Origin of the sequence: Streptomyces sp. NBC_01477, from assembly GCF_036227245.1 — a bacterium.
Lineage (GTDB): Bacteria > Actinomycetota > Actinomycetes > Streptomycetales > Streptomycetaceae > Actinacidiphila.
Genome location: NZ_CP109445.1, coordinates 8,112,993 through 8,133,606, shown reverse-complemented (window position 1 = coordinate 8,133,606; position 20,614 = coordinate 8,112,993). Strand labels below are relative to the sequence as shown.

The 20,614-nt window shown below is 73.5% G+C and carries 18 protein-coding genes; 9 read left to right on the top strand and 9 right to left on the bottom strand.

The window, feature by feature from the left end; genetic code table 11:
• Nucleotides 1-37 precede the first annotated feature (37 nt).
• The 5 genes from OHA86_RS34705 (at nt 38) to OHA86_RS34685 (ending at nt 5,102) form a co-directional block, all read left to right on the top strand.
• Nucleotides 38-868 (top strand): helix-turn-helix transcriptional regulator, encoded by an 831-nt coding sequence (locus tag OHA86_RS34705; protein ID WP_329181775.1) that lies wholly within the window; start codon nt 38-40, stop codon nt 866-868.
• Between the two features lie 57 nt (nt 869-925).
• The gene (locus OHA86_RS34700; protein WP_329181774.1) at nt 926-1,765 is read left to right on the top strand and encodes an SGNH/GDSL hydrolase family protein; all 840 of its coding nucleotides are present in this window, start codon (nt 926-928) and stop codon (nt 1,763-1,765) included.
• 55 nt (nt 1,766-1,820) lie between these two features.
• Nucleotides 1,821-3,254 carry an adenylosuccinate lyase gene (purB, locus tag OHA86_RS34695; RefSeq protein ID WP_329181772.1) on the top strand — a complete coding sequence of 478 codons (1,434 nt, stop codon included), beginning with the start codon at nt 1,821-1,823 and terminating at the stop codon, nt 3,252-3,254.
• Complete coding sequence (gene mug, locus OHA86_RS34690; protein WP_329182672.1) at nt 3,251-3,805, top strand: G/U mismatch-specific DNA glycosylase; 555 nt, start codon at nt 3,251-3,253, stop codon at nt 3,803-3,805. Before purB ends, mug begins: the two co-directional genes overlap by 4 nt.
• Nucleotides 3,806-3,944: 139 nt before the next feature.
• Nucleotides 3,945-5,102, top strand: coding sequence for an ROK family protein (locus tag OHA86_RS34685; RefSeq protein WP_329181770.1), 1,158 nt, complete (start codon nt 3,945-3,947; stop codon nt 5,100-5,102).
• A 61-nt stretch (nt 5,103-5,163) separates the two neighbouring features.
• Here the strand turns inward: OHA86_RS34685 and OHA86_RS34680 are convergent, their stop codons facing one another.
• Nucleotides 5,164-5,925 (bottom strand): GntR family transcriptional regulator, encoded by a 762-nt coding sequence (locus OHA86_RS34680; protein ID WP_329181768.1) that lies wholly within the window; start codon nt 5,923-5,925, stop codon nt 5,164-5,166.
• A 263-nt stretch (nt 5,926-6,188) separates the two neighbouring features.
• Between OHA86_RS34680 and OHA86_RS34675 the strand changes: the two genes are divergently transcribed.
• Nucleotides 6,189-6,935 (top strand): SDR family oxidoreductase, encoded by a 747-nt coding sequence (locus tag OHA86_RS34675; protein ID WP_329181767.1) that lies wholly within the window; start codon nt 6,189-6,191, stop codon nt 6,933-6,935.
• 27 nt (nt 6,936-6,962) lie between these two features.
• Here OHA86_RS34675 and sigJ read toward each other — a convergent pair whose 3' ends face one another.
• Nucleotides 6,963-7,853, bottom strand: coding sequence for an RNA polymerase sigma factor SigJ (gene sigJ / locus OHA86_RS34670; protein ID WP_443072041.1), 891 nt, complete (start codon nt 7,851-7,853; stop codon nt 6,963-6,965).
• 277 nt (nt 7,854-8,130) lie between these two features.
• Between sigJ and OHA86_RS34665 the strand changes: the two genes are divergently transcribed.
• A complete protein-coding gene (locus OHA86_RS34665; RefSeq protein WP_329181763.1) occupies nt 8,131-9,591 on the top strand; it encodes an NCS2 family permease in 1,461 nt (486 codons plus the stop codon).
• Nucleotides 9,592-9,861: 270 nt separating this feature from the next.
• On the opposite strand, the gene OHA86_RS34660 is transcribed toward OHA86_RS34665, so the two are convergent.
• A complete protein-coding gene (locus tag OHA86_RS34660) occupies nt 9,862-10,818 on the bottom strand; it encodes a DMT family transporter (RefSeq protein WP_329181761.1) in 957 nt (318 codons plus the stop codon).
• A gap of 449 nt (nt 10,819-11,267) precedes the next feature.
• Between OHA86_RS34660 and pdxR the strand changes: the two genes are divergently transcribed.
• Both pdxR and OHA86_RS34650 read left to right on the top strand, forming a co-directional pair.
• On the top strand, nt 11,268-12,665 hold the full coding sequence (gene pdxR, locus OHA86_RS34655; protein ID WP_329182671.1) for a MocR-like pyridoxine biosynthesis transcription factor PdxR: 1,398 nt from the start codon (nt 11,268-11,270) through the stop codon (nt 12,663-12,665).
• 266 nt (nt 12,666-12,931) lie between these two features.
• A complete protein-coding gene (locus tag OHA86_RS34650; RefSeq protein WP_329181759.1) occupies nt 12,932-14,299 on the top strand; it encodes a GNAT family N-acetyltransferase in 1,368 nt (455 codons plus the stop codon).
• Between the two features lie 12 nt (nt 14,300-14,311).
• On the opposite strand, the gene OHA86_RS34645 is transcribed toward OHA86_RS34650, so the two are convergent.
• The 6 genes from OHA86_RS34645 to OHA86_RS34620 form a co-directional block, all read right to left on the bottom strand.
• Nucleotides 14,312-15,283 (bottom strand): carbohydrate kinase family protein, encoded by a 972-nt coding sequence (locus OHA86_RS34645; RefSeq protein ID WP_329181757.1) that lies wholly within the window; start codon nt 15,281-15,283, stop codon nt 14,312-14,314.
• Nucleotides 15,280-16,269 (bottom strand): zinc-dependent alcohol dehydrogenase family protein, encoded by a 990-nt coding sequence (locus OHA86_RS34640; protein WP_329181755.1) that lies wholly within the window; start codon nt 16,267-16,269, stop codon nt 15,280-15,282. The genes OHA86_RS34645 and OHA86_RS34640 overlap by 4 nt, the downstream gene beginning before the upstream one ends.
• On the bottom strand, nt 16,266-17,153 hold the full coding sequence (locus OHA86_RS34635) for a carbohydrate ABC transporter permease (RefSeq protein WP_443071940.1): 888 nt from the start codon (nt 17,151-17,153) through the stop codon (nt 16,266-16,268). The genes OHA86_RS34640 and OHA86_RS34635 overlap by 4 nt, the downstream gene beginning before the upstream one ends.
• Entirely contained in the window at nt 17,150-18,118 is a 969-nt protein-coding gene (locus OHA86_RS34630) for a carbohydrate ABC transporter permease (RefSeq protein WP_329181753.1), read from the bottom strand. Before OHA86_RS34630 ends, OHA86_RS34635 begins: the two co-directional genes overlap by 4 nt.
• Nucleotides 18,119-18,188: 70 nt before the next feature.
• Nucleotides 18,189-19,559, bottom strand: coding sequence for an ABC transporter substrate-binding protein (locus OHA86_RS34625; protein WP_329181752.1), 1,371 nt, complete (start codon nt 19,557-19,559; stop codon nt 18,189-18,191).
• Between the two features lie 124 nt (nt 19,560-19,683).
• The gene (locus OHA86_RS34620) at nt 19,684-20,445 is read right to left on the bottom strand and encodes a DeoR/GlpR family DNA-binding transcription regulator (protein ID WP_329181750.1); all 762 of its coding nucleotides are present in this window, start codon (nt 20,443-20,445) and stop codon (nt 19,684-19,686) included.
• Nucleotides 20,446-20,614: the final 169 nt, after the last annotated feature.

Genomic DNA, 20,614 nt, shown 5'->3' with positions numbered 1-20,614 from the left:
CAGGACGTTGTCCGCGCGGCGGGTGCACAGTGGTGTCATGGCGACCACGGAGTTCGGGCACACCCTGCGGCGCTGGCGGGACCGGGTGTCCCCGGAGACGGCGGGGCTGCCCACGGGCGGGCGGCGGCGCGCGGCCGGGCTGCGCCGGGAGGAACTGGCGCTGCTGGCCGGGATATCGGTCGACTACGTCACCCGTCTCGAACAGGGCAGGGCGGCCAATCCGTCGGAGCAGGTCGTGGAGGCCCTGGGCCGGGCGCTGCGGGTGTCGGCCGACGAGCGCGAGCATCTCTTCCACGTCGCCGGGCTGGTGCCGCCGGGGCAGGGCACGGTGCCCGCGTACATCCCGCCGAGCGTCCAGCGGATGCTGGACCGGCTGACCGGGACGCCCGTCGCGGTCTCCGACGCGAGCTGGACGCTGCTGCTCGCCAACCCGATGTACACGGCGCTGATGGGCGAGCACCACGGCAGGGAGCGCAACGCGGTGTGGCGCAACTTCCTCGGCTCGGGCACCCGGGTGCGCCACACACCGCAGTCGGTGCGCAAGCTGGAGGCCGCCCAGGTCGCCGGGCTGCGCGCGACCGCGAACCGGTATCCGGCCGACCAGCGGCTGCGCCGGCTGATCGCGGAGCTGCGCGCGGGCAGCGACCGCTTCGCCGAGCTGTGGGAATCCGGGGTCCTGGACCGGCACGACGCGGCCCGGAAGACCATCGACCACCCGCGGGTGGGCATCCTGACGCTGGACTGCGACCTGCTCAGCGTGGCCGGCAGCGATCTGCGGATCATGGTCTACACGGCCGAGCCCGGCACCGAGGACGCCGAGCGGCTCGCGCTGCTGGCGGTGCTCGGCACCCAGACCCTCGTCGGATAGCCCGCCAGGGCTCCTCCGGGCGGCCGGGCCGGGGCTGTCGATAGGATCCCGGGTGCGATGGAGAACGATGTCGAATACACCAGTTTTGTCGCCGTCGGCGACTCCTTCACCGAGGGCATGTCGGACCTGCTGCCCGACGGCAGCTACCGGGGGTGGGCCGATCTGCTGGCGGCGCGGCTGGCCGCGCTGCCCCGCTCCGCGGACGCCGGAGGCTTCCGGTACGCGAATCTCGCGGTACGCGGCAAGCTGATCCGGCAGATCGCCGAGGACCAGGTGGACACCGCCGCCGCCATGGGCGCGGACCTGGTCACCCTGGTCGGCGGGCTCAACGACGTGCTGCGGCCCGGGTGCGACGTGGACGCGGTGTGCGGGCACCTGGAGAGCGCGGTCGCGCGGCTCGCGCCGTCCTGCCGGCAGCTGGTGCTGATGCGCAGCCCGGCCCGCCGCGGTCCTGTCGCCACCCGGTTCCTGCCGCGGATGGAGCAGCTGTTCGCCTTCGTCGACGACCTGGCCGCCCGGCACGGCGCGGTCGTGGTGGACCTCTACGGCGCCGAGGTGCTGGGCGACCAGCGGATGTGGGCCGACGACCGGCTGCACCTGACCGCGGAGGGCCACGAGCGGGTCGCCGAGGCGGTCTGGCAGGCGCTCGGCCTGCCCGCGCGGGCCGACTGGACGCTCGCCCTGCCGCCCGCGGTACGCCTCGGCTGGGCCGCCCGCCGCACCGCCGACCTGCGCTTCACCGGCCGGCACCTGCTGCCGTGGATCGGCCGCCGGCTGACCGGCCGCTCCTCCGGCGACGGCCGCCCGGCCAAGCGCCCGGAGCTGCTGGCGTACGTACCGGAGCCGCTGCCCGAGCCGTACGAGCCGGGTCCTGTGCCGTCCGGGCCGGGCGGCTGACCGGGCGCGGCCGGCCGGGACGGCGACACCGCCGCGACCAGTAGAATCTGCACACGTGACAGCAAAGCCGCGTATCCCGAACGTCCTCGCCGGCCGCTATGCCTCCACGGAGCTGGCCGCCCTGTGGTCCCCCGAGCAGAAGGTGGTGCTGGAACGCCGGCTGTGGCTCGCGGTGCTGCGGGCGCAGAAGGACCTCGGCATCGAGGTGCCCGAGCAGGCCGTCGCCGACTACGAGCGGGTGCTCGAACAGGTCGACCTGGGGTCGATCGCGGAGCGTGAGAAGGTCACCCGGCACGATGTGAAGGCCAGGATCGAGGAGTTCAACGCCCTCGCCGGGCACGAGCAGATCCACAAGGGCATGACGTCCCGCGATCTGACCGAGAACGTCGAGCAGCTCCAGATCCGGCTGTCGCTGGACCATGTGCGGGACCGCACCGTCGCGGTGCTGGCCCGCCTCGGGCAGCTGGCGGCGCAGTACGCGGAGCTGGTGATGGCGGGCCGCTCGCACAATGTGGCGGCGCAGGCCACCACGCTGGGCAAGCGCTTCGCGACGGCGGCCGACGAGCTGCTGGTGGCCTTCGAACGGGTCGAGGACCTGCTCGGCCGCTATCCGCTGCGCGGCATCAAGGGCCCGGTCGGCACCGCGCAGGACATGCTGGACCTGCTGGGCGGCGACAGCGGCAAGCTCGCGGAGCTGGAGCAGCGGATCGCCGCGCACCTGGGCTTCTCGCGGGCCTTCACCTCCGTCGGCCAGGTCTACCCGCGCTCGCTGGACTACGACGTGGTGACCGCGCTGGTGCAGTTGGCCGCGGCCCCGTCGTCGCTGGCCAGGACCATTCGGCTGATGGCCGGGCACGAGCTGGTCACCGAGGGCTTCAAGCCCGGCCAGGTCGGCTCGTCCGCGATGCCGCACAAGATGAACACCCGCTCGTGCGAGCGGGTCAACGGGCTGATGGTGATCCTGCGCGGCTACGCCTCGATGACCGGCGAGCTGGCCGGCGACCAGTGGAACGAGGGCGACGTGTCGTGCTCGGTGGTGCGCAGGGTCGCGCTTCCCGACGCCTTCTTCGCCTTCGACGGCCTGCTGGAGACGTTCCTGACGGTGCTGGACGAATTCGGTGCCTTCCCCGCGGTCGTCGCCCGCGAGCTGGACCGCTACCTGCCGTTCCTGGCGACCACCAAGGTGCTGATGGGCGCGGTGCGCGCCGGCGTCGGCCGGGAGATCGCCCATGAGGCGATCAAGGAGAACGCGGTGGCGTCCGCGCTGGCGATGCGCGAGCAGGGCACCGAGCGCAACGAGCTGCTCGACCGGCTCGCGGCCGACGAGCGGATCCCGCTGGACCGTACGGGGCTGGACGCGCTGATGGCCGACCGGCTGTCCTTCACCGGCGCTGCGGCCGGGCAGGTCGCCGAGGTGGTGCGGCGGATCGAGGACGTCGTCAAGGCGCACCCGCAGGCGGCGGCCTACCGTCCAGGGGCGATCCTCTGACGCCGGACCAGCTGGCGGCGGCCCGCGACCGTACGCTCGACGATCTGCTGGCGGACGGCCTGCGGGTGCTCTTCTGCGGCATCAACCCGGGACTCATGTCGGCCTGTACCGGCCACCACTTCGCCCGGCCGGGCAACCGGTTCTGGCCGGCGCTGCACGCCGCGGGCTTCACCCCGCGGCGCTTCGCGCCGGCCGAGCAGGAGCAACTGCTGGGCCTGGGGCTCGGCGTGACCAACGTGGCCGCGCGGGCCACCGCCCGGGCCGACGAGCTGAGCACCGAGGAACTGGTCGAGGGCGGCCGGCTGCTCGCCGCGAAGGTCGCCGCACACCGTCCGGCGTGGCTCGCGGTGCTCGGCGTGACCGCCTACCGGGTGGCCTTCGCGGACAAGCACGCGCAGGTCGGCCCGCAGGAGCGAACCCTCGGCCGGACCAGGATCTGGGCCCTGCCCAGCCCCAGCGGGCTCAACGCGCACTGGTCGCCCGCGGCGCTCGCCGAGGAATTCGGCAGGCTGCGGTCCGCCGCGTTCGGCCTGCCGCGGCAGAGCGGCTGACGGTACGTCAGAAGTCCTCGCGGGGGCGGCGCGGCGGGGGCCGTGACGGCGGTGCCCAAACGTAACGGAACCGCACTCGCCGCGCGGCTCCCGGCCGGGTACGATCCGCCACACACAGGCACAGTCTGGGAGGACATACGTGGGGCGACTCACCGGCGGGGACCCGTCCCTGCTCAGGCGGATCAACTCCGCGGTCGTCCTCGATGCCCTGCGCGGGGCGCAGACCCCCACCCTGACCGAGCTGGTCCAGAGCACCGGCCTGTCGCGGCCCACCGTCGAGGGCGTCATCGAGGGTCTGACCGAGTCCGACCTGGTGGTGGAGGTCGGCCCGGAGGCCGGTGACGCGCGCAAGCAGGGCAGGCCGGCCCGCCGGTTCCGCTTCCACGCGGAGGCGGGGCATCTGCTGGGCATCGAGATCGGCGCGCACCAGGTGCGGGTGGTGCTGTCCGACCTGAGCGGCCAGCTGCTGGGCTCGCACGGCCGCGACGTCGACGAGACGGCGTCCGCCGACGACCGGCTCGACCGGGTCCGCGGCACCGTCGCGGAGCTGCTGCGCAAGGCCGGGGTGGCGCGCAGCACCCTGTGGGCGGTCGGGGTGGGCAGCCCCGGCATCGTGGAGGCGCACGGCGAGGTCCGGCTGAGCACGGCGCTGCCCGGCTGGACCGGGCTGCCGCTCGGCGAGCGCTTGCAGCGCTCGTTCCGATGTCCGGTTCTCGTGGAGAACGACGCGAATGTCGCCGCGGTGGCCGAGCACTGGAAGGGCGTGGCCGTCGGAACGGACGACGTGGTCTTCGTACTGGCCGGGCTCAGTCCCGGCGCCGGCTCGCTGATCGGCGGGCGGCTGCACCGCGGCTTCGGGGGCGCCGCGGGCGAGATCGGCGCGCTGCACCTGCTGGGCCGCGACGTCACCCCGGAACATCTGCTGTCCACCACCGACGAGCCGCTGCACCCGCTGGACGAGCCCGCCGTCGAACGGGTCTTCGCGCTGGCCAAGCGGGGCGACGCGCAGGCCAAGGACGCGGTCGAGCGGTTCCTGGGCCGGCTGGTGCACGACGTGGCGGCGCTGGTGCTGGCGATCGACCCGGAACTGGTGGTGATCGGCGGCTGGGCGGCGGGCCTCGACGGGGTCCTGGAACCGCTGCGGGCCGAGCTGACCCGCTACTGCCTGCGGCCGCCGACGGTGACGCTGTCGGCGCTGGGCCAGGAGGCCATCGCCACGGGCGCGCTGCGGCTGGCGCTGGACCATGTCGAGGAGCAGCTCTTCGCGGTGGAGCAGACGTCGATGGCGCGCCGCTGAGCCACGGTACGGGAAAGGCCCGCCCCGGAAGGTGACGGGCCTTTGGCGCGCGCGTGCCGGGTCAGGAGGCCCGGCGGGACTCCTGCTGGTGGTGGGTGACCTCGAAGGCGCCCGCGTCGCCGAAGGTCAGCCGGCAGGTGTCGGCACGGTAGGTGGAGACCGACGCGGCGGCAACCCGCCCGCCGGCGTAGTAGCGCGAGGTGACGACCAGGACGGGCGCGCCCGGCAGCCGGTCGAGCTGCTTGGCGTCGTCCGCGCGGGCCGAGCCCAGCTCCACGGCCCGGTCCTCGCCCTCCAGCTCCAGGGCGTGCAGCTCGCGCAGGACGGCGGGCGCGTGCGCGGCGGGCGACAGGTCGGCGGACAGCCCGGGCACCGACGCCGGCGGTACGTACAGCAGCTCGGCGGCGACCGGCTGGCCGCGCATCACGCGGGCCCTGCGGATGGTGTGCACGGCCTGGTCGGGACCGGTGCCGAGCAGGGCGGCTATCGCGGCGGGCGCGACGGCCTCGACGCAGCCGACGGTGTCCCAGGCGTCGGGGCCCGCACCGGGCCACGCGTTGGCCGAGGGGCCGACGGACACGCCCATCCGCGGCGGCGCCACGGTGGTGCCGACACCGCGGCGGCGCTGGAGCCGGCCTTCCAGCTCCAGCTGTTCCAGCGCCTGGCGGAGCGTCGCACGCGCGACACCGAAGCGGGCGGCGAGATCGCGCTCGTTCGGCAGGATCTCACCGACCTCGAACTCCGAGTCGAGGGCGTCGTTCAGCACGGTCTTGAGGTGCCAGTACTTCGGCTCAGGCACCGATTCGAGCTGCGTGGTCCCCACCCTGTCCTCACAATCAGCTCAAGGCTTGTTCAGCCTTGTTTCCTAACCAGTCTTTATTAAAGGTCCTTGCACTACTACGGACGATAGAGCCGGGCGCCGAACTTGGTCAAGACCAATCCTCGAACCGGCACAGGCCCACAGGAAGCGGTTACGTGTGCCGTTCACGCGATGTTGACGGAGTGCTGGGATAGCGTTCGTGATCATCGAGGGGCGCGGCGTACAGCGGCGGCGACAGCGGCACGGCACGAAGGAGCGGATGGCTGATGGGCGAGGTCACGGTGGTCACCGGCGGCAGCCGCGGGATCGGTGCGGCGGTGTCGCTGCGGCTGGCCGGCGCAGGGCACCGGGTCGGCATCGGCTACGAGCGCGCCAAGGACGCGGCCGAGGACGTCGCCCGGCGGATCCGCGAGCAGGGCGGCGAGTGCCTGCTCTTCCAGGTCGACACCAGCGACGCGGTCCAGGTCGACGCCTTCTTCGACGCCGTCAAGGAGCAGCTGGGCCCGGTCACCGGGCTGGTGAACAACGCCGGGATCACCGGGCCGCTCGGCCGCTTCACCGAGACGCCGGTCGAGGTGATGCGCCGGGTGGTGGACGTCAACCTGATGGGCGCTCTGCTGTGCGCCAGACGGGCGGCGCTTGAGATGTCCACCCGCTACGGCGGCGACGGCGGCGCGATCGTGAACATCTCCTCGGGCGGCGCCACGCTGGGCAGCCCCGGCGAGTACGTGCACTACGCGGCCAGCAAGTCGGCGGTGGACGCGCTGACCGTGGGGCTGTCCAAGGAGCTGGGTCCCGACGGGGTGCGGGTCAACTCGGTGCAGCCGGGGATGGTCGTCACCGACATCCACGCCTCGATGGGCGACCCGCAGCGGCCCTGGCGCAATCCCGAGCGGGTGCCGATGCGGCGCCCGGGCCAGCCCGAGGAGATCGCCGGCGCGGTGGCCTGGCTGCTGTCGGCGGAGGCGTCGTACACCACGGGTGCGGTGCTGCGGATCGCCGGCGGGCTGTAAGGCCGCCCGCCGCCGGTCCGCGCCGGGTCATCTGATACCGGTGAGCTTGCCGGGGTTGGTCAGCAGGTAGACACAGGCGATCCGGCCGTCCCTGGTCTCCAGCGAAATCACGGTGTGCGGCCTGCCGTACGAGGTGATGACGACCGCGGGCGCCCCGTTGACCTCGCGGAAGGCGACGGCCATGGCGGGCGGGGCGTCGCTGGAGACGGCGTGCAGGAAGCGGCCGACGGCGGGCGCGGTCGACAGGATCCGCAGCGGCGCCTTCTGCGCTCCCCCGCCGTCGCCGATCAGCCGGACGTCGGGGGCGAGCAGCGCCAGCAAACCGTCCAGGTCGCCGCCGGCGCAGGCGGCCAGGAAGCGTTCTGTGACCTCGGCGCCGACCGCGGGATCGGCGTCGAAGCGCTGTTCGCGGGCCTCCATGTGGCGTCTGGCGCGCGCGGCCAGCTGCCGGACCGCGGGTTCCGCCCGGTCGAGGACCGCGGTGATCTCGGCGTAGCGGTAGCCGAAGGCCTCGCGCAGCACGAAGACCGCGCGCTCCAGCGGTGAGAGCGATTCGAGCAGGACGAGCATCGCGAGCGACACCGTCTCCGCGTGCAGGACGCGCGCCTCCGCCCCCGCGCCGCCGTCGGTGGTCAGCGGTTCCGGCAGCCAGGCGCCGATGTAGGACTCGCGGCGGGACTGCACGTGCCGCAGCCGGTCGATGGCCAGCCGGGTGGTGGTGCGGACCAGGAAGGCCCGCGGTTCGCGCACCCGGGCGTGGTCGGTGTCGGCCCAGCGCAGCCACGCCTCCTGGACCACGTCCTCGGCGTCGGCGAAGCGGCCCAGCATGCGGTAGGCGACGCCGGTCAGCACCGGGCGGTGCCGCTCGAAGTCCTCGGCGGCCGCGAAGTCGGCGGGATCCGTCCCGGCCCCGGCCAGTGTGTCGTCGCTCACCGGCCCATCCCACCCGGAGGCCGGGGGCGCTGTCCAGCCGAAGTCGGGCAGGCGCGCGGGGAGTCGGGGTGCCGGCACGTGGGACGCCGCGGCGGGTCGGGACGCGAGTGTTGACCTGGGCATGCCCGAAACCTGACGGTGATAGCAGGTAACGCCGTGGAAACCCGCCCGGGGCCGCATGCGAGGACAATCCGTGTGCCCCGCCCGCGGAGCACGTACACGGCCCCGCAGCGGCACCGGTTCGCACACCCGAAGGAGCACCATGCCAGGACCCGTCGTGGACACCGAGAAGCCGGTGTCCGCACCGCCGCCCCCAGGCAACTCGCTGGACCGCTACTTCCGTATATCGGAGCGCGGTTCGACGCCGGGACGGGAGATACGGGGAGGGTTCGCCACCTTCTTCACGATGGCGTACATCCTCGTGCTCAACCCGATCATCCTGTCCGGGGCGACGGACAAGTTCGGGCACCACCTGTCGACCACCCAACTGGTCACCGCGACCGCGCTGGTGGCCGCGGTGATGACCGCGATCATGGGGGTCGGCGGCAATCTGCCGCTCGCGGTGGCGGCCGGGCTCGGGCTGAACGCCGTGGTCGCCTTCCAGCTCGCGCCGAAGATGAGCTGGCCGGACGCCATGGGCCTGGTGGTGCTCGAAGGCCTGCTCATCTGCGTCCTGGTCGCCACCGGGCTGCGCGAGGCGATCATGAACGCCGTCCCGCTGCCGATCAAGCAGGCGATCAGCGTCGGCATCGGGCTGTTCATCGCCTTCATCGGCTTCATCGACGCCGGTTTCGCCAGCCGTATCCCCGACGCTGCCAAGACCACCGTGCCGGTCCAGCTCGGCGGCACCGGCACGCTCACGGGCTGGCCGGTGCTGGTGTTCTGCCTCGGGGTGCTGCTGACGGTGGCGCTGGTCGCGCGCCGGGTCAAGGGCGCGATCCTGATCAGCATCGTGACGATGACGATCGTGGCGGTCATCATCAACAAGGTCGCCGACCTGCCGGCCGCCGCGTGGGGGCTGACCGCCCCCAAGATGCCGCACGACGTCGTCGCCACCCCGGACTTCGGGCTGATCGGCCACTTCAGCCTCTTCGGCGGCTTCTCCGAGGCGGGGGTGGTGACCGCGTCGCTGTTCGTCTTCACGCTCGTGCTGTCCGACTTCTTCGACGCCATGGGCACGATCGTCGGCATCTCCAGCGAGGCCGGGCTGCTGGACGACGAGGGCAGGGTGCCGAACATCGGCCGGGTGCTCTTCATCGACGGCGCCGCGGCCGTCGCGGGCGGCGCGGCCTCCGCGTCCTCCAACACCGCCTACGTCGAGTCCGCGGCGGGCGTCGGCGAGGGCGCGCGCACCGGGCTTGCCAGCGTCGTGACCGGGGCGCTCTTCGCGGTGGCGCTCTTCCTGTCGCCGCTCGCGGCGGTCGTGCCGTCGCAGGCGGCAGCGCCGGCGCTGGTCGCGGTGGGCTTCCTGCTGATGGGGCAGGTGCGGCACATCGACTGGACGCAGTACGACATCGCGATCCCGGCCTTCCTGACCATCGCCGCGATGCCCTTCACCTACAGCATCACCAACGGCATCGGGGCGGGCTTCCTGTCCTTCGTCGTCATCAAGCTGGCGCTCGGGAAGGTACGGGACATCCACCCGCTGGTGTGGGGCGTGTCGGTGTGCTTCCTGGCCTACTTCGCCATCGACCCGCTCCAGCAGCTGCTGGGCGTGAAGTAGGGACGTCCGCGCCGCCGCGCCGCGTACGTACGCCCGTCCGTGCCTGTGCACGTGCGGGTCCGTCCGCGCCGTGCCCGCCCGAGGAGGGACAGGCGGGCGCGGCGCGGCTGCGGCGCCCCGACCGGGACGGGGGCGCCCGGTCGGGGCAGTTGGCCGGGCCGGTGCCGCGCACCGGCCCGTACTGAGACAACTCCTCCCATCCCGCCGGAGTTCCCGCCCCCGGACAATTCCCCCCGGGCCGTTCGGAACGGCCCGCCGGGGCGGGTCCGTTCAGCCCCGGCGGACGGCCGCCGGCTCCGGTCCTGCCGGGCGCGGGGCGGCCTGCGGGCCGTGCCCGGCCCGCAGCCGCGCCCGGCCGGAGCGGCGGCTCGCGCCGACCGCCACGCCCGCGGCGACCAGTGCGCTGCCGGTGAGTTGGGCCGCACCGAAGGTGCCGAGCGCGACGAGCGGCGCGGTGAGCGCGGCCGACACCGGGATCAGGCCGGAGAAGAGCGTGGCGCGTTCCGCGCCGAGCCGCTGCATGCCGGCGTACCAGCACACGAAGCCGATGACGGTGGCCACGACCGCCTGCCAGCCGAGAGCGGCCGTCTCCGGCCCGGTCGGCACGCGCAGCGCCGCCCGGCCGTCCAGGGCCACGGCGAGCACGGCGGCCTCGACGGCGGCCAGTCCGCACACGCACGCGGACAGCAGCATCGGCCCGAGCGGGGCCACCAGGGGCGCGGCGAGCAGTGCGAAGCCGACCTCGCCGCCGAGTGCCATCACCGACCAGAGCAGCCCGGGCGCGTCCGTGCCGCCCCAGCCCTGAACGACGAAGGCGCCGGCCGCCACCATCACGGCGCCCGCCGTACCGGCCGGAGTCGGCCGGCGTCCCGCCGCGAGCGGCACCAGCACCGCCACCACGACCGGCGCGCAGCCGACGAGCACGCCGGGCACGGCGGGTTGCGCGGTGCGCTCGGCGGCGAGCACCGACAGGTTGAAGCCGACCATGCCGACCCCGGCGACCGCCGCCGCCAGCGCCCACCGCCGCGCCCCCAGCGCCGCGAGCCGCGCCCCCGCCCCGCCCCGCAGCGCGGGCCACGCCAGCAGCGCGCAGGCGGCGGCGTAACGCACGGCCTGCCCGCCGGCATTCGGGTAGTCGACCAGCGCGCCCCCCGCGGTGAAGGACGCGCCCACGAGGACGCAGGCGAGAGCGGCGAGCAGCATTCCGGCACGGTGGGAGGACGTCATGCGGCCACGCTAGGGAGCGGGAGTGGTCCGGTTTAAGGTCCAATCTCATGGGAGTCAAGAGGACCAGTGCGACGCCGGGCGCCGACGGCGAGACGACGCCGGCGGGCGCGCCGCGACCCGCGGGCGCCGACGCGGGTGCCCGCAGCGGGCCGCCCAGCCCCGGCAACCCGGCAGCCCAGCCGCCCACCCAGGCCCACCCGGACACCAACGCCGAACGCGCACAGGCAGGCGCAAACGCAGCCAACACACCCGGCACACACGACGACCCACCCGCGCCCGGCCCCGGGAACGCCGGAACCCAGCCGCCCACCCGCGCCGAAGCGGACGCCGCGTCACCGCGCAGCGGCGCGGTACGCGTGGACGTGGGGCCGACTCGCGGCGAGGTCAGGGAAGGTGGCGGCGGGTGGCGGGGGGAGAGCGGTGGCGGATGGCGGGGGGCGGCGTGGGAAGTGCTGGTGGTGGGTGGGGGCGGCCGGGGGCGAGGGCGGGCGTTGCAGGGGGCGTTGCGGGAGGCCGTGCGGGCGGGGCGGCTCGGCGCCGGGACGCAGTTGCCGTCGAGCCGGGAACTGGCCGCCGACCTCGGGGTGTCCCGGGGCCTGGTCACCGACGCGTACGCGCAGCTCACCGCCGAGGGTTATCTGACCAGCCGGCAGGGCGCGGGGACCTGGGTGGCCCACACGCGGCAGGAGGCCGGGCAGCGGCCCGCCGCCGTATTCGCCGCCGACGATCGCGGCGGGCCGGACGACCTGCGTCCCGGCCTGCCCGACCTGGCGCTCTTCCCGCGGGCCGCGTGGTCGGCGGCGCACCGCCGGGTGATGACCTCGCTCCCCCACCGCGCCTTCGGCTACCCCGATCCGCGCGGCCTTCCGGAGCTGCGGGCGGCGCTCGCGGCGCTGCTCGGCAGGCGGCGGGGCGTGGCCGCCGACCCGGACCAGGTGATGGTCACCGCCGGGGTGGCCCAGGCTCACACCCTCATCGGCCTGGTGCTGCACGCCCGCGGGCAGCGGGCGACCGCCGTCGAGGACCCCGGCAGCCCCGAGCACACCGCGCTGCTCGCCGCGACCGGCCTGACCGCGGTGCCGGTCCCGGTGGACGCGGAGGGCCTGTCCGTGACGGCGCTGGCCGCCACCGGCGTACGGTCCGCGGTGGTCACGCCGTGCCATCAGTTCCCGTCGGGCGTGGCCTACTCCGCCGCGCGGCGGGCCGCGCTCGCCGGCTGGGCGCGGGACTGCGGCGGTGTGGTCGTCGAGGACGACTACGACGGCGACTTCCGCTATGACCGGCAGCCGGTGGGCGCGCTCCAGGGTCTCGCGCCAGGACATGTCGTCTACACCGGCTCCGCGAGCAAGTCCCTGGCGCCGGGCCTGCGGCTGGGGTGGCTGGTCGGGCCGCCGGACCTCGTCGCGGAGGCGGCGGAACGCAAGCGGACGATGGACCTCGGGCACTCCGTCATCGAACAGGCCGTACTCGCCGACTTCCTCGCCTCCGGCGCGTACGACCGCCAACTGCGGCGCTGCCAGCGGCTGTACCGGGCGCGCAGGGACGCGCTGGTCGCCGCGCTGGCGGAGCACGCGCCCGGCGCCGAGGTCAGCGGCATCGCCGCCGGACTGCACGCGATCGTCAGCCTTCCCGACCGCTACGGGCCCGAGCCGCGCTTCCTCGCTGCCGCGGCCCGGGCGGGCGTCGCGGTCCGGCCGCTGTCGGACTACCTCGCGGGGCCGTCCCGCGGGGGCGACGACGGCGGCCGGGTCAGGCTGGTGGTGGGGTACGCCCACCTGACCCCCGAGGCGATCGCCCGCGCGGTACGCCTGCTGGTCCACCGGCCGGCCGCGGGCCGCCGCACGTAACCTGCCGGGCGGGGCACGGGGGCCGGATCGCGGTGCCCCCTGGACCGGGCGGGGCGCGGCAGGCCGCCGGCTGACGGCCCTCGACGGCACAGGAGAGGCGGCGCCGCGCCGGCCCGTGGCGCGCGATCGCAAGAGTCTGGTCGGTTTCGTCCCGGCTGCGGACGGCAAAGACGTTGAAAAGGTAAGTTAACCGAGAAGATCCGCCCTTTACCGTCTGGTCACGGCATGTTCGTGATCGCGCAACACGGCTTCGCCATTGTAGGCGTATGCCTCACACGACTCCTGTGCCTCCAGCTCGGGCCGCAACCCGGCACCGACACTGGGGCCGCGACCTCACCGAAGTGGCCGCGCTCTTCGCCGCGATGGCCACCGCCGACCTCATCGCCGACCTGGTCAACCACGGCCCGGACGGCGGAACGCTGCTGATGACGTCGGCGGCGGCACTGCTCGCGGCGGCCGTCGCGCACCTGTGGTGGACCCGCCGCCGCGGCCGGGCCGCCGCCGCTCCTGCGGCAGACGACCGGGCCGCCGAGCCGCGAACGGCCGCCGAACCGGCGCTGTGGCGGCTGCGCACCACCGTGCGGGACACCCCGGGCAGCCTCGGAGCGGTGTGCACCGCGCTGGCCGGCAGCCAGGTGGACATCGTCACGCTGCAGACCCACCCGCTCGCCGAGGGCACGGTCGACGAATTCCTGCTGCGGGCGCCCGCGGCGCTGACCGCCGCGTCCCTGGTGCTGACCGTCGCGGACGCGGGCGGCACCGACACCTGGCTGGAGCGGGCCGACGCGCACGACCTGGTCGACACCCCGACCCGGATGCTCACCCTCGCCACCCGCACCGCGCTGGACGCGGCCGAACTGCCGCTGGCGCTGCGGCAGTTGTTCGGCCGCTGCACGATCAGGTCCACCCCGGCGCCGACCGCGGCCGATCGGGGCGGCGAAGTGCCGCAGGACGCGCTGCTGGACACGGTGATGCGGCTGCGGGACCCGTCGGGCGGCACGATCACCGTGCAGCGCGACCATCTGCCCTTCACCCCGACCGAATTCGCCAGGGCCCGCGCGCTGGTGGAGCTGGACGCCAGGCTCGGGGTGCGGATGCCCGGCAGCCGGCACGTGGTGACCCTCCCCGAGGGCAACGAGCTGACGGTGCGGCGGGTCGGCCCCGAGGACCAGGAGGCGGCGCTGGCGATGCACGAGCGCTGCACCGCCGGGACGCTGGCGCTGCGCTACCACGGGCCTGTCGAGGACGCCGACGGCTACCTCGGCCATCTGCTCAGCCCGCGGTTCGGCCGGTCGCTGGCCGTCGAGACCGCGTCGGGCCGGCTGGTGGCGCTGGGCCACCTGCTGTGGGACGGGGACGAGAACGAGGTCGCGATACTGGTCGAGGACGAGTGGCAGCGCCGCGGCATCGGCGCGGTGCTGCTGCGCAAGCTGGTCGAGCTGGCGGCCGAGGCCGGGCGCGAGAGCGTCTACGCGGTCACCCGCGCGACCAACACCGGCATGGTGGCGGTGATGCGGGAGCTGGGGCTCCCGCTGGACTACCAGGTCGAGGACGGCACCCTGGTGATCACCGCGACCCTGCCGCCCGCGCCGTCGGTGGCGACCCTCCCGTGGGTGGCCGGCCGCCGCGGCTAGGGCGTGGCCGGGTCAGAACAGGCTGGTCAGTTCCTTGCGGGTCGGCGGGTCGGCGCCCTCGCGGCCGCAGGTGAGCGCCGCCGCGCGGGAGGCCAGGGAGAGGGCGGCGACGATCGGCGGCGGCAGGAGGGCCGCGTCGGTGGCCGCCGCCAGCGCCTCGCGGCAGGCCGGGGAGCCGCCCAGCAGCCCCGCCCGCAGCAGGGAGCTGACCAGGCACGACATGAAGGCGTCCCCCGCACCGACGGTGTCCGCCACCCGGACCGGTACGGGCGGCACCCGGTAGGAGCCGTGCCGCCACCAGGCGCGGGCGCCGCGGTCGCCGAGGGTCAGCACGACCATCGCGGGCCCGGCGGTCGCCCATCGCTGCGCCGCCCGCTCCGCGCCCTGGCCGGGGTACAGCCAGTCCAGGTCCTCCGCGCTGGCCTTGACGACATCGCTGACCTCGACCAGCTGCTCGACCCGCGCCCTTTCCCTGCCGGGCGGGCCCAGCAGCGCCGGCCGCAGGTTGGGGTCGTACGAGGTCGTCGCCGACTCCTGCGCCCGGCCCACGGCGTCGAAGACCGCGTCGGCGCCCGGCGGCAGCGCCGTGGCGATCGACCCGGTGTGCAGATGGGCCGGCGGCCCGGTGCGTACCGTCTCGACGGCCTGCCGGGACGGCGCCCAGGCGATGTCGAAGTCGTAGTCGGCCGAGCCCGATCCGTCCAGCAGCGCCGTCGCTGTGGAGGTGGGCCGCTCGGTGACCGAGCCCGGCGCCAGCAGCACCCCGCCGTCGCGCAGCCGCCTGCGCAGCTGGTCGCCGTTGGTGTCGCGGCCGATCCGGGTCGCGAACCGCACCGGGTGGCCCAGCCGGCCCAGGCCCAGGGCGACGTTGGCCGGTGATCCGCCGGGAAGGCCGCGCCGCCGCCCGCCGGAGTCCACCAGCACATCGGTCAGCGCCTCGCCGATGACGACCGCCGGCGGCGCGGCCCCCGGGCCGTCGCTCACGGAAGGACCTGGATCTTGCGGCCCTGGCCCGCCTGGAAGCGCTGGAGCGCCGCCTCGTAGTCCGTCAGCGGGAGCCGGTCGCTGATGAAGACCTCGGGGTCGAGCACGCCCGCCGCGAACAGCTCGGCGGCCCGCTCGTAGCTGTGCAGGACCGCCATCGAGCCGGTGATGGTGATCTCCTGGTTGTAGATCTTGTACGGCTCGATGGTCGCGCGCGCGGCGTAGTCGGCGACCCCGAACTGGAGGAAGGTGCCGCCCTTGCCGACCCGGCCGAGCGCGTCCTGGATGGCCGCGACATTGCCGGTGGCGTCGATGACGACGTCCCAGCCGCGCGGCCGGCTGATCTCCTCGGCATTGGTGGCGGCAGAGGAACAGCCCAGAGCGCGGGCGGTGGTGAGCCGCTCCTCGTTGATGTCCACCATGTCGACGCTTGCCGCGCCGGTGCGCTTGGCCAGTTCCAGCATCATCAGGCCCATCGTTCCGGAGCCGTAGATCAGGATGTGGCTGGCGAGGTTCGCGCGCAGGATGTCGTAGCCGCGTACCGCGCAGGACAGCGGTTCGATGAGGGCCGCGTCCTCGGTGCGGACGTGGTCGGGGAGCTTGACGCAGTTCGCGGCGGGCGCGGCGGCGTATTCGGCCGCGCCGCCGGGCACGGTGACGCCGATCGCGGCCCAGCGCTCGCACAGGTTGTTGCGGCCGATACGGCAGTAGTGGCACTCGTTGCAGTAGATCGAGGGGTCCACGGCGACCCGGTCGCCGACCGCGAGCCCCTCGACACGCGCGCCCACTGCGACGATCGTGCCGGCGAACTCGTGCCCCGGCACGATGGGCAGGGTCGGCGCGAACTCGCCCTGCAGGATGTGCAGGTCGGTGCCGCACAGTCCGCATGCCGCGATCTGCACCACCACCGCGCCGGCTGCGGGGGCGGGGTCGTCGACCGTCTCGATGCCGACGACACCGGGAGAGCTGATGACGGCTGCCTTCACTTGACGGCTCCAAGGGAGAGGCCCTGGACGAGCTTGTCCTGGGCGGCGAACCCGGCGGCGAGCACCGGCAGGGAGATGCAGACGGCGGCGGCGCAGACCTTGGCCAGGAACAGGCCCTGGCTGGTGACGAAGCCGGTGAGGAAGACCGGCGCGGTGCCCGCCACCACACCGGTGAGGACCCGGGCGAACAGCAGCTCGTTCCAGCTGAAGATGAACGAAATCAGCGCCGTCGCGGCGATTCCGGGCATCACGACGGGCGCGACGATCCGCACCAGGACGGTGGGCAGTCCCGCGCCGTCGATCGACGCGGCCTCGATGATCGCCACCGGCACGTCGGCGAGGAAGGAGCGCATCATCCACACCGCGATCGGCAGGTTCATCGAGGTGTAGAGGATGACCAGCAGCCAGATGTTGTCCAGCAGCCCGGCGTTCTTGGCGATCAGGTACACCGGCAGCAGTCCGGCGACCGCGGGCAGCATCTTGGTGGACAGGAAGAAGAACATCACGTCGGTCCACTTGCGCACCGGCTTGATCGACAGCGCGTAGGCCGCCGGGGTCGCCAGCACCAGGACCAGCAGGGTCGCGGCGAGGCTGGCGGTCAGGGAGTTGACCAGCGGCGGCCACGGGCTCACCCCGGTGCCCGAGCCGAAGAACTCGCGGTATCCGTGCAGGGTGAGCGCGGCGCCCAGGTGCGGCGGGTTGGCCGCCGCGTCCTGCTCGCTGTGCAGCGAGGTCAGCAGCATCCAGGCGAACGGCAGGAAGAAGGCCACCCCGCACAGCCAGGCGAGCAGTCCCAGCAGCGCGCTGCCGCGCCGGGCGCGGGTGCCCCCGGCTGTCCTGGCGGTCCTGGCGGTACGAAGCGTCGGAGCGGCGGCGGCCGTCACCGTGTCTCCTCTCGGAAGAGTGACGAGACGGTCCGCAGCGCGAAGGTCGCCACGATGATGGACAGCGCCACCACGATCACGCCCTGCGCGGACGCCTGTCCGTAGTCGTGCGCCTGGTAGAAGGTCGTGTAGACGGTGTAGGGCAGGTTCGCGGTGCCGAGCCCGCCGGAGGTGAGGGTGAAGACGGCGTCGAAGTTCTGCACCACGTAGACCGTGCCGAGCAGCGCGGCCAGTTCCAGGTAGCGGCGCAGGTGCGGGAAGGTGAGGTAGCGGAAGATCTGCCAGGCGCCCGCGCCGTCGACCCGGGCCGCCTCGGTGATGTCGGCGGGCCGGCTCTGCAGTCCTGCGAGCAGGATCAGCATCATGAACGGCGTCCACTGCCACACCAAGGACGCCTCCACCGACAGCAGCGGCGCCACCGACAGCCAGTCGGGCTGCGGTGCGTCATGGCTGCCGAACAGGCTCCACAGCCAGGTCAGGGAGCCGTTGATGAGCCCGTACGAGGTGTTGTAGAGGGCGTGCTTCCACAGCAGCGCGGACGCCACTGGCACCACCAGGAACGGGGTGATCAGCATGGTGCGCACGACTCCGCGGCCGAGGAACTTCCGGTCCATCAGCAGCGCAAGACCGAGCCCCAGCACCAGGCTGACCATGACCACGGCCACGGTCAGCACGACCGTGGTGGTCATCGAGGAGCGCAGGTCGGGATCGGTGAACGCGGTCTTGTAGTTCTGGAATCCGGCGAGACCGCGGTCCCCGGGGTCGAGGGCGTTCCACCGCATGAAGGAGATCACCAGGGTCCCGACGAAAGGGAGCTGGGTGACGACGATCATGAACAGCAGGGCGGGGAGCAGGGGGGCCCGCCGGGCCCAGGCACCGCGGGGCGGCAGCGGGGCCGTCGGGGAGGCAGTCCGGCGCCCGGCCTGCGGTGCCCGGATCCGGCGGGTGATCGAGGGGGTGGTCATGGCGACTCCGCTTCGCGCCCGGCCCCCGGCCCGGTGGACCGGGAGGCCGTCGAATGGTCGGTGGGCAGGGTCACTTGGCGTACTTGGACGCGACCTTGGACGCCAGGGACTGGCTCGACTTCAGAGCGCTGTCGACGCTGGTCCGGCCGGCGATGGCGGAGCTGATCTCCTGCGAGACCTGGGTGCCGAGGTTGGTGAACTCCGGTATGCCGACGAATTGGATGCCCGGCGCCGGCCGCGGCTGCACGCCTGGGTTGGCCGGGTCGGCGGCGTCCAGCGCGGTCAGGGTGGGCTTGGCGAAGGCCGAGGACTCCGCGACGTAGGCGGGGTTGGCGTAGGTGGAGGTGCGCTTGCCCGCCGGGACCTTGGACCAGCCGAGCTGCTTGCCGACCAGGTTCTCGTAGCCCTTGCCCGACGCCCACGAGATGAACTTCCACGCGTCGTCCTGCTGCTTGCTCGCCTTCTGCACGCCCCAGGCCCAGGTGTACAGCCAGCCCGAGCTCTTGGTCTGCTCCACGGGCGCCGGCACGTAGCCGACCTTGCCCGCGACCGGGGAGTCCTTGGCCTCCAGGGAGCCGGCCGCCGACGTGGCGTCGTACCACATGGCGACCTTGCCCTGCTCCATGTCGTTGAGGCACTCGGTGAAGCCGGCCTGCGGGGCGCCGGGCTCGCCGTGCGCGCGCACCAGGTCGACGTAGAACCTGGTGGCCTTGGTGAAGGCGGGGCTGTCGACCTGCGCGGCCCAGTCCTTGTCGAACCAGGTGCCGCCCATGGTGTTCACCATGGTGGTGAGCGGGGCGATCAGCTCGCCCCAGCCGGGCTGGCCGCGCAGGCAGATGCCCTTCATGCCGGACTGGGCGCCGTCGGTCTTGGCCGCGAGGTCGGCGACCTGCTGCCAGGTCGGGTTGGCGGGCATCGCCAGGTTCTTCGCCTGGAAGACGTCCTTGCGGTACATCAGGAAGGAGGACTCGCCGTAGAAGGGCTCCGCGTAGATCTGCCCGTTGTAGGTCAGCGACTGCTGGAGGGCGGGCAGGATGTCGCTCTGCTCGAAGGCGGTGTCGGCCTTGGCCTTGGCGGTGAGCGGGGCGAGCCAGTTGTTCTCGGCGTAGATCGGCGTCTCGTAGTTGCTGATGGTGGCCACGTCGTACTGCCCGGCCTGGCTGGAGAAGTCCTGGGTGATCTTGTCGCGGACGTCGTCCTCGGGCAGCACGGTGAAGTTCACCTTGATGCCGGTGGTCTTGGTGAAGTTCGCCGCGGTGAGCTTCTGGAGGTCCATCATCTGCGGGTTGTTGACCATCAGCACGTTGATGGAGTGGGAGCCGGAGCCGCCGCCGGAGCCGCCCGCTCCTGAGCAGGCGGCGAGCAGGGCGCCGCACACGGCGAGCGCCAGGGGCGGCAGCACGCGGGGCAGGGTTCTGGAGGATCGCGACGTGGGCGTCATGATGTGCCTTTCATGACCAGGGGGGAGGGTGGCGGTCGGGGAGGTGGAGGGTCGGCCGTCCGCGGGCAGGGGGGAGCCCGGAGCGGCGTGCGTGGAGGGGGAAGAGGGAAGCGGTGGCCCCGCGTCAGACCCTGAAGACGCGTGGTCCCAGCAGTGCGTAGCGGTGCGCCTCGGCGCTGGACAGACCGGTGTCGGTGACGATCGCCTCGAAGTCGGCGACCTCGGCGAAGCGGCAGAAACTGCTGGCGCCGAACTTGCTGTGATGGCCCATGAACACCCGCCGCCGGGAGACTTCCAGCGCCTTGGCCTTGACGTCGGCGACGACCGGGTCGGGGGTGGTCAGGCCGAGTTCGCGGGAGATGCCGTTGGACCCGACGAAGGCCAGGTCGATGACGAAGCCCGCGAGCATCGCGGTGGCCCAGGAGCCGACCGTGGCCAGTGTCCGGGCCCGGACCCGGCCGCCGAGCAGCAGAACAGTGGTGTCGGCGGAGTCCGCGACCGCCGCCGCGGTCGACAGCGACGCGGTGACCACGGTCAGCGGCCGGTCGGTCGGCAGCAGCATGGCGAGGAGCTGGGGGGTGTAGCCCTCGTCCACGAACACGGTCTCCGCCTCGCCGACCAGCTTGACCGCCTCGGCGGCGATACGGCGCTTGTCGGCGACGTGCAGGGTGAGCCGTTGCGCCATGTTCGTCTCGAAGCCCGCGCCTTCGACGGGGTAGGCCCCGCCGTAGGTGCGGCGGACCAGGCCTCGGCGCTCCAGGACGCCGAGGTCGCGGCGGATGGTTTCCGGCGCGACCTTCAGGTCGGAGGCGACCACGGTGACCTCGACCTGGCCCTGGTGGCGCGCGAGGGTGAGTATGCGGTGCTGGCGCTCCTCGGCCCGCATCGATCCCACCTCGTCTCTTCGCCGATCCGGGCACGGCGTGCCCGGTTTTGCCCGTGGAAGAGTTATACCAACGCGCTCACGCCCGCCACTGGCCCATAACGGATGAACAAAGGCCCGGTTGTGCCCGAAGCGGGAATGCGTCGCCGCAGGTCACGCGGTGCCATGCCGG

Bases quoted from the DNA above. Each gene is read 5' to 3' on its own strand.
- OHA86_RS34665 (WP_329181763.1), top strand. From the start codon at position 8,131: ATGCCAGGACCCGTCGTGGACACCGAGAAGCCGGTGTCCGCACCGCCG.
- OHA86_RS34650 (WP_329181759.1), top strand. From the start codon at position 12,932: ATGCCTCACACGACTCCTGTGCCTCCAGCTCGGGCCGCAACCCGGCAC.
- OHA86_RS34630 (WP_329181753.1), bottom strand. From the start codon at position 18,118: ATGACCACCCCCTCGATCACCCGCCGGATCCGGGCACCGCAGGCCGGG.
- OHA86_RS34700 (WP_329181774.1), top strand. From the start codon at position 926: ATGGAGAACGATGTCGAATACACCAGTTTTGTCGCCGTCGGCGACTCC.
- OHA86_RS34620 (WP_329181750.1), bottom strand. From the start codon at position 20,445: ATGCGGGCCGAGGAGCGCCAGCACCGCATACTCACCCTCGCGCGCCAC.
- OHA86_RS34675 (WP_329181767.1), top strand. From the start codon at position 6,189: ATGGGCGAGGTCACGGTGGTCACCGGCGGCAGCCGCGGGATCGGTGCG.
- OHA86_RS34705 (WP_329181775.1), top strand. From the start codon at position 38: ATGGCGACCACGGAGTTCGGGCACACCCTGCGGCGCTGGCGGGACCGG.
- OHA86_RS34660 (WP_329181761.1), bottom strand. From the start codon at position 10,818: ATGACGTCCTCCCACCGTGCCGGAATGCTGCTCGCCGCTCTCGCCTGC.
- OHA86_RS34625 (WP_329181752.1), bottom strand. From the start codon at position 19,559: ATGACGCCCACGTCGCGATCCTCCAGAACCCTGCCCCGCGTGCTGCCG.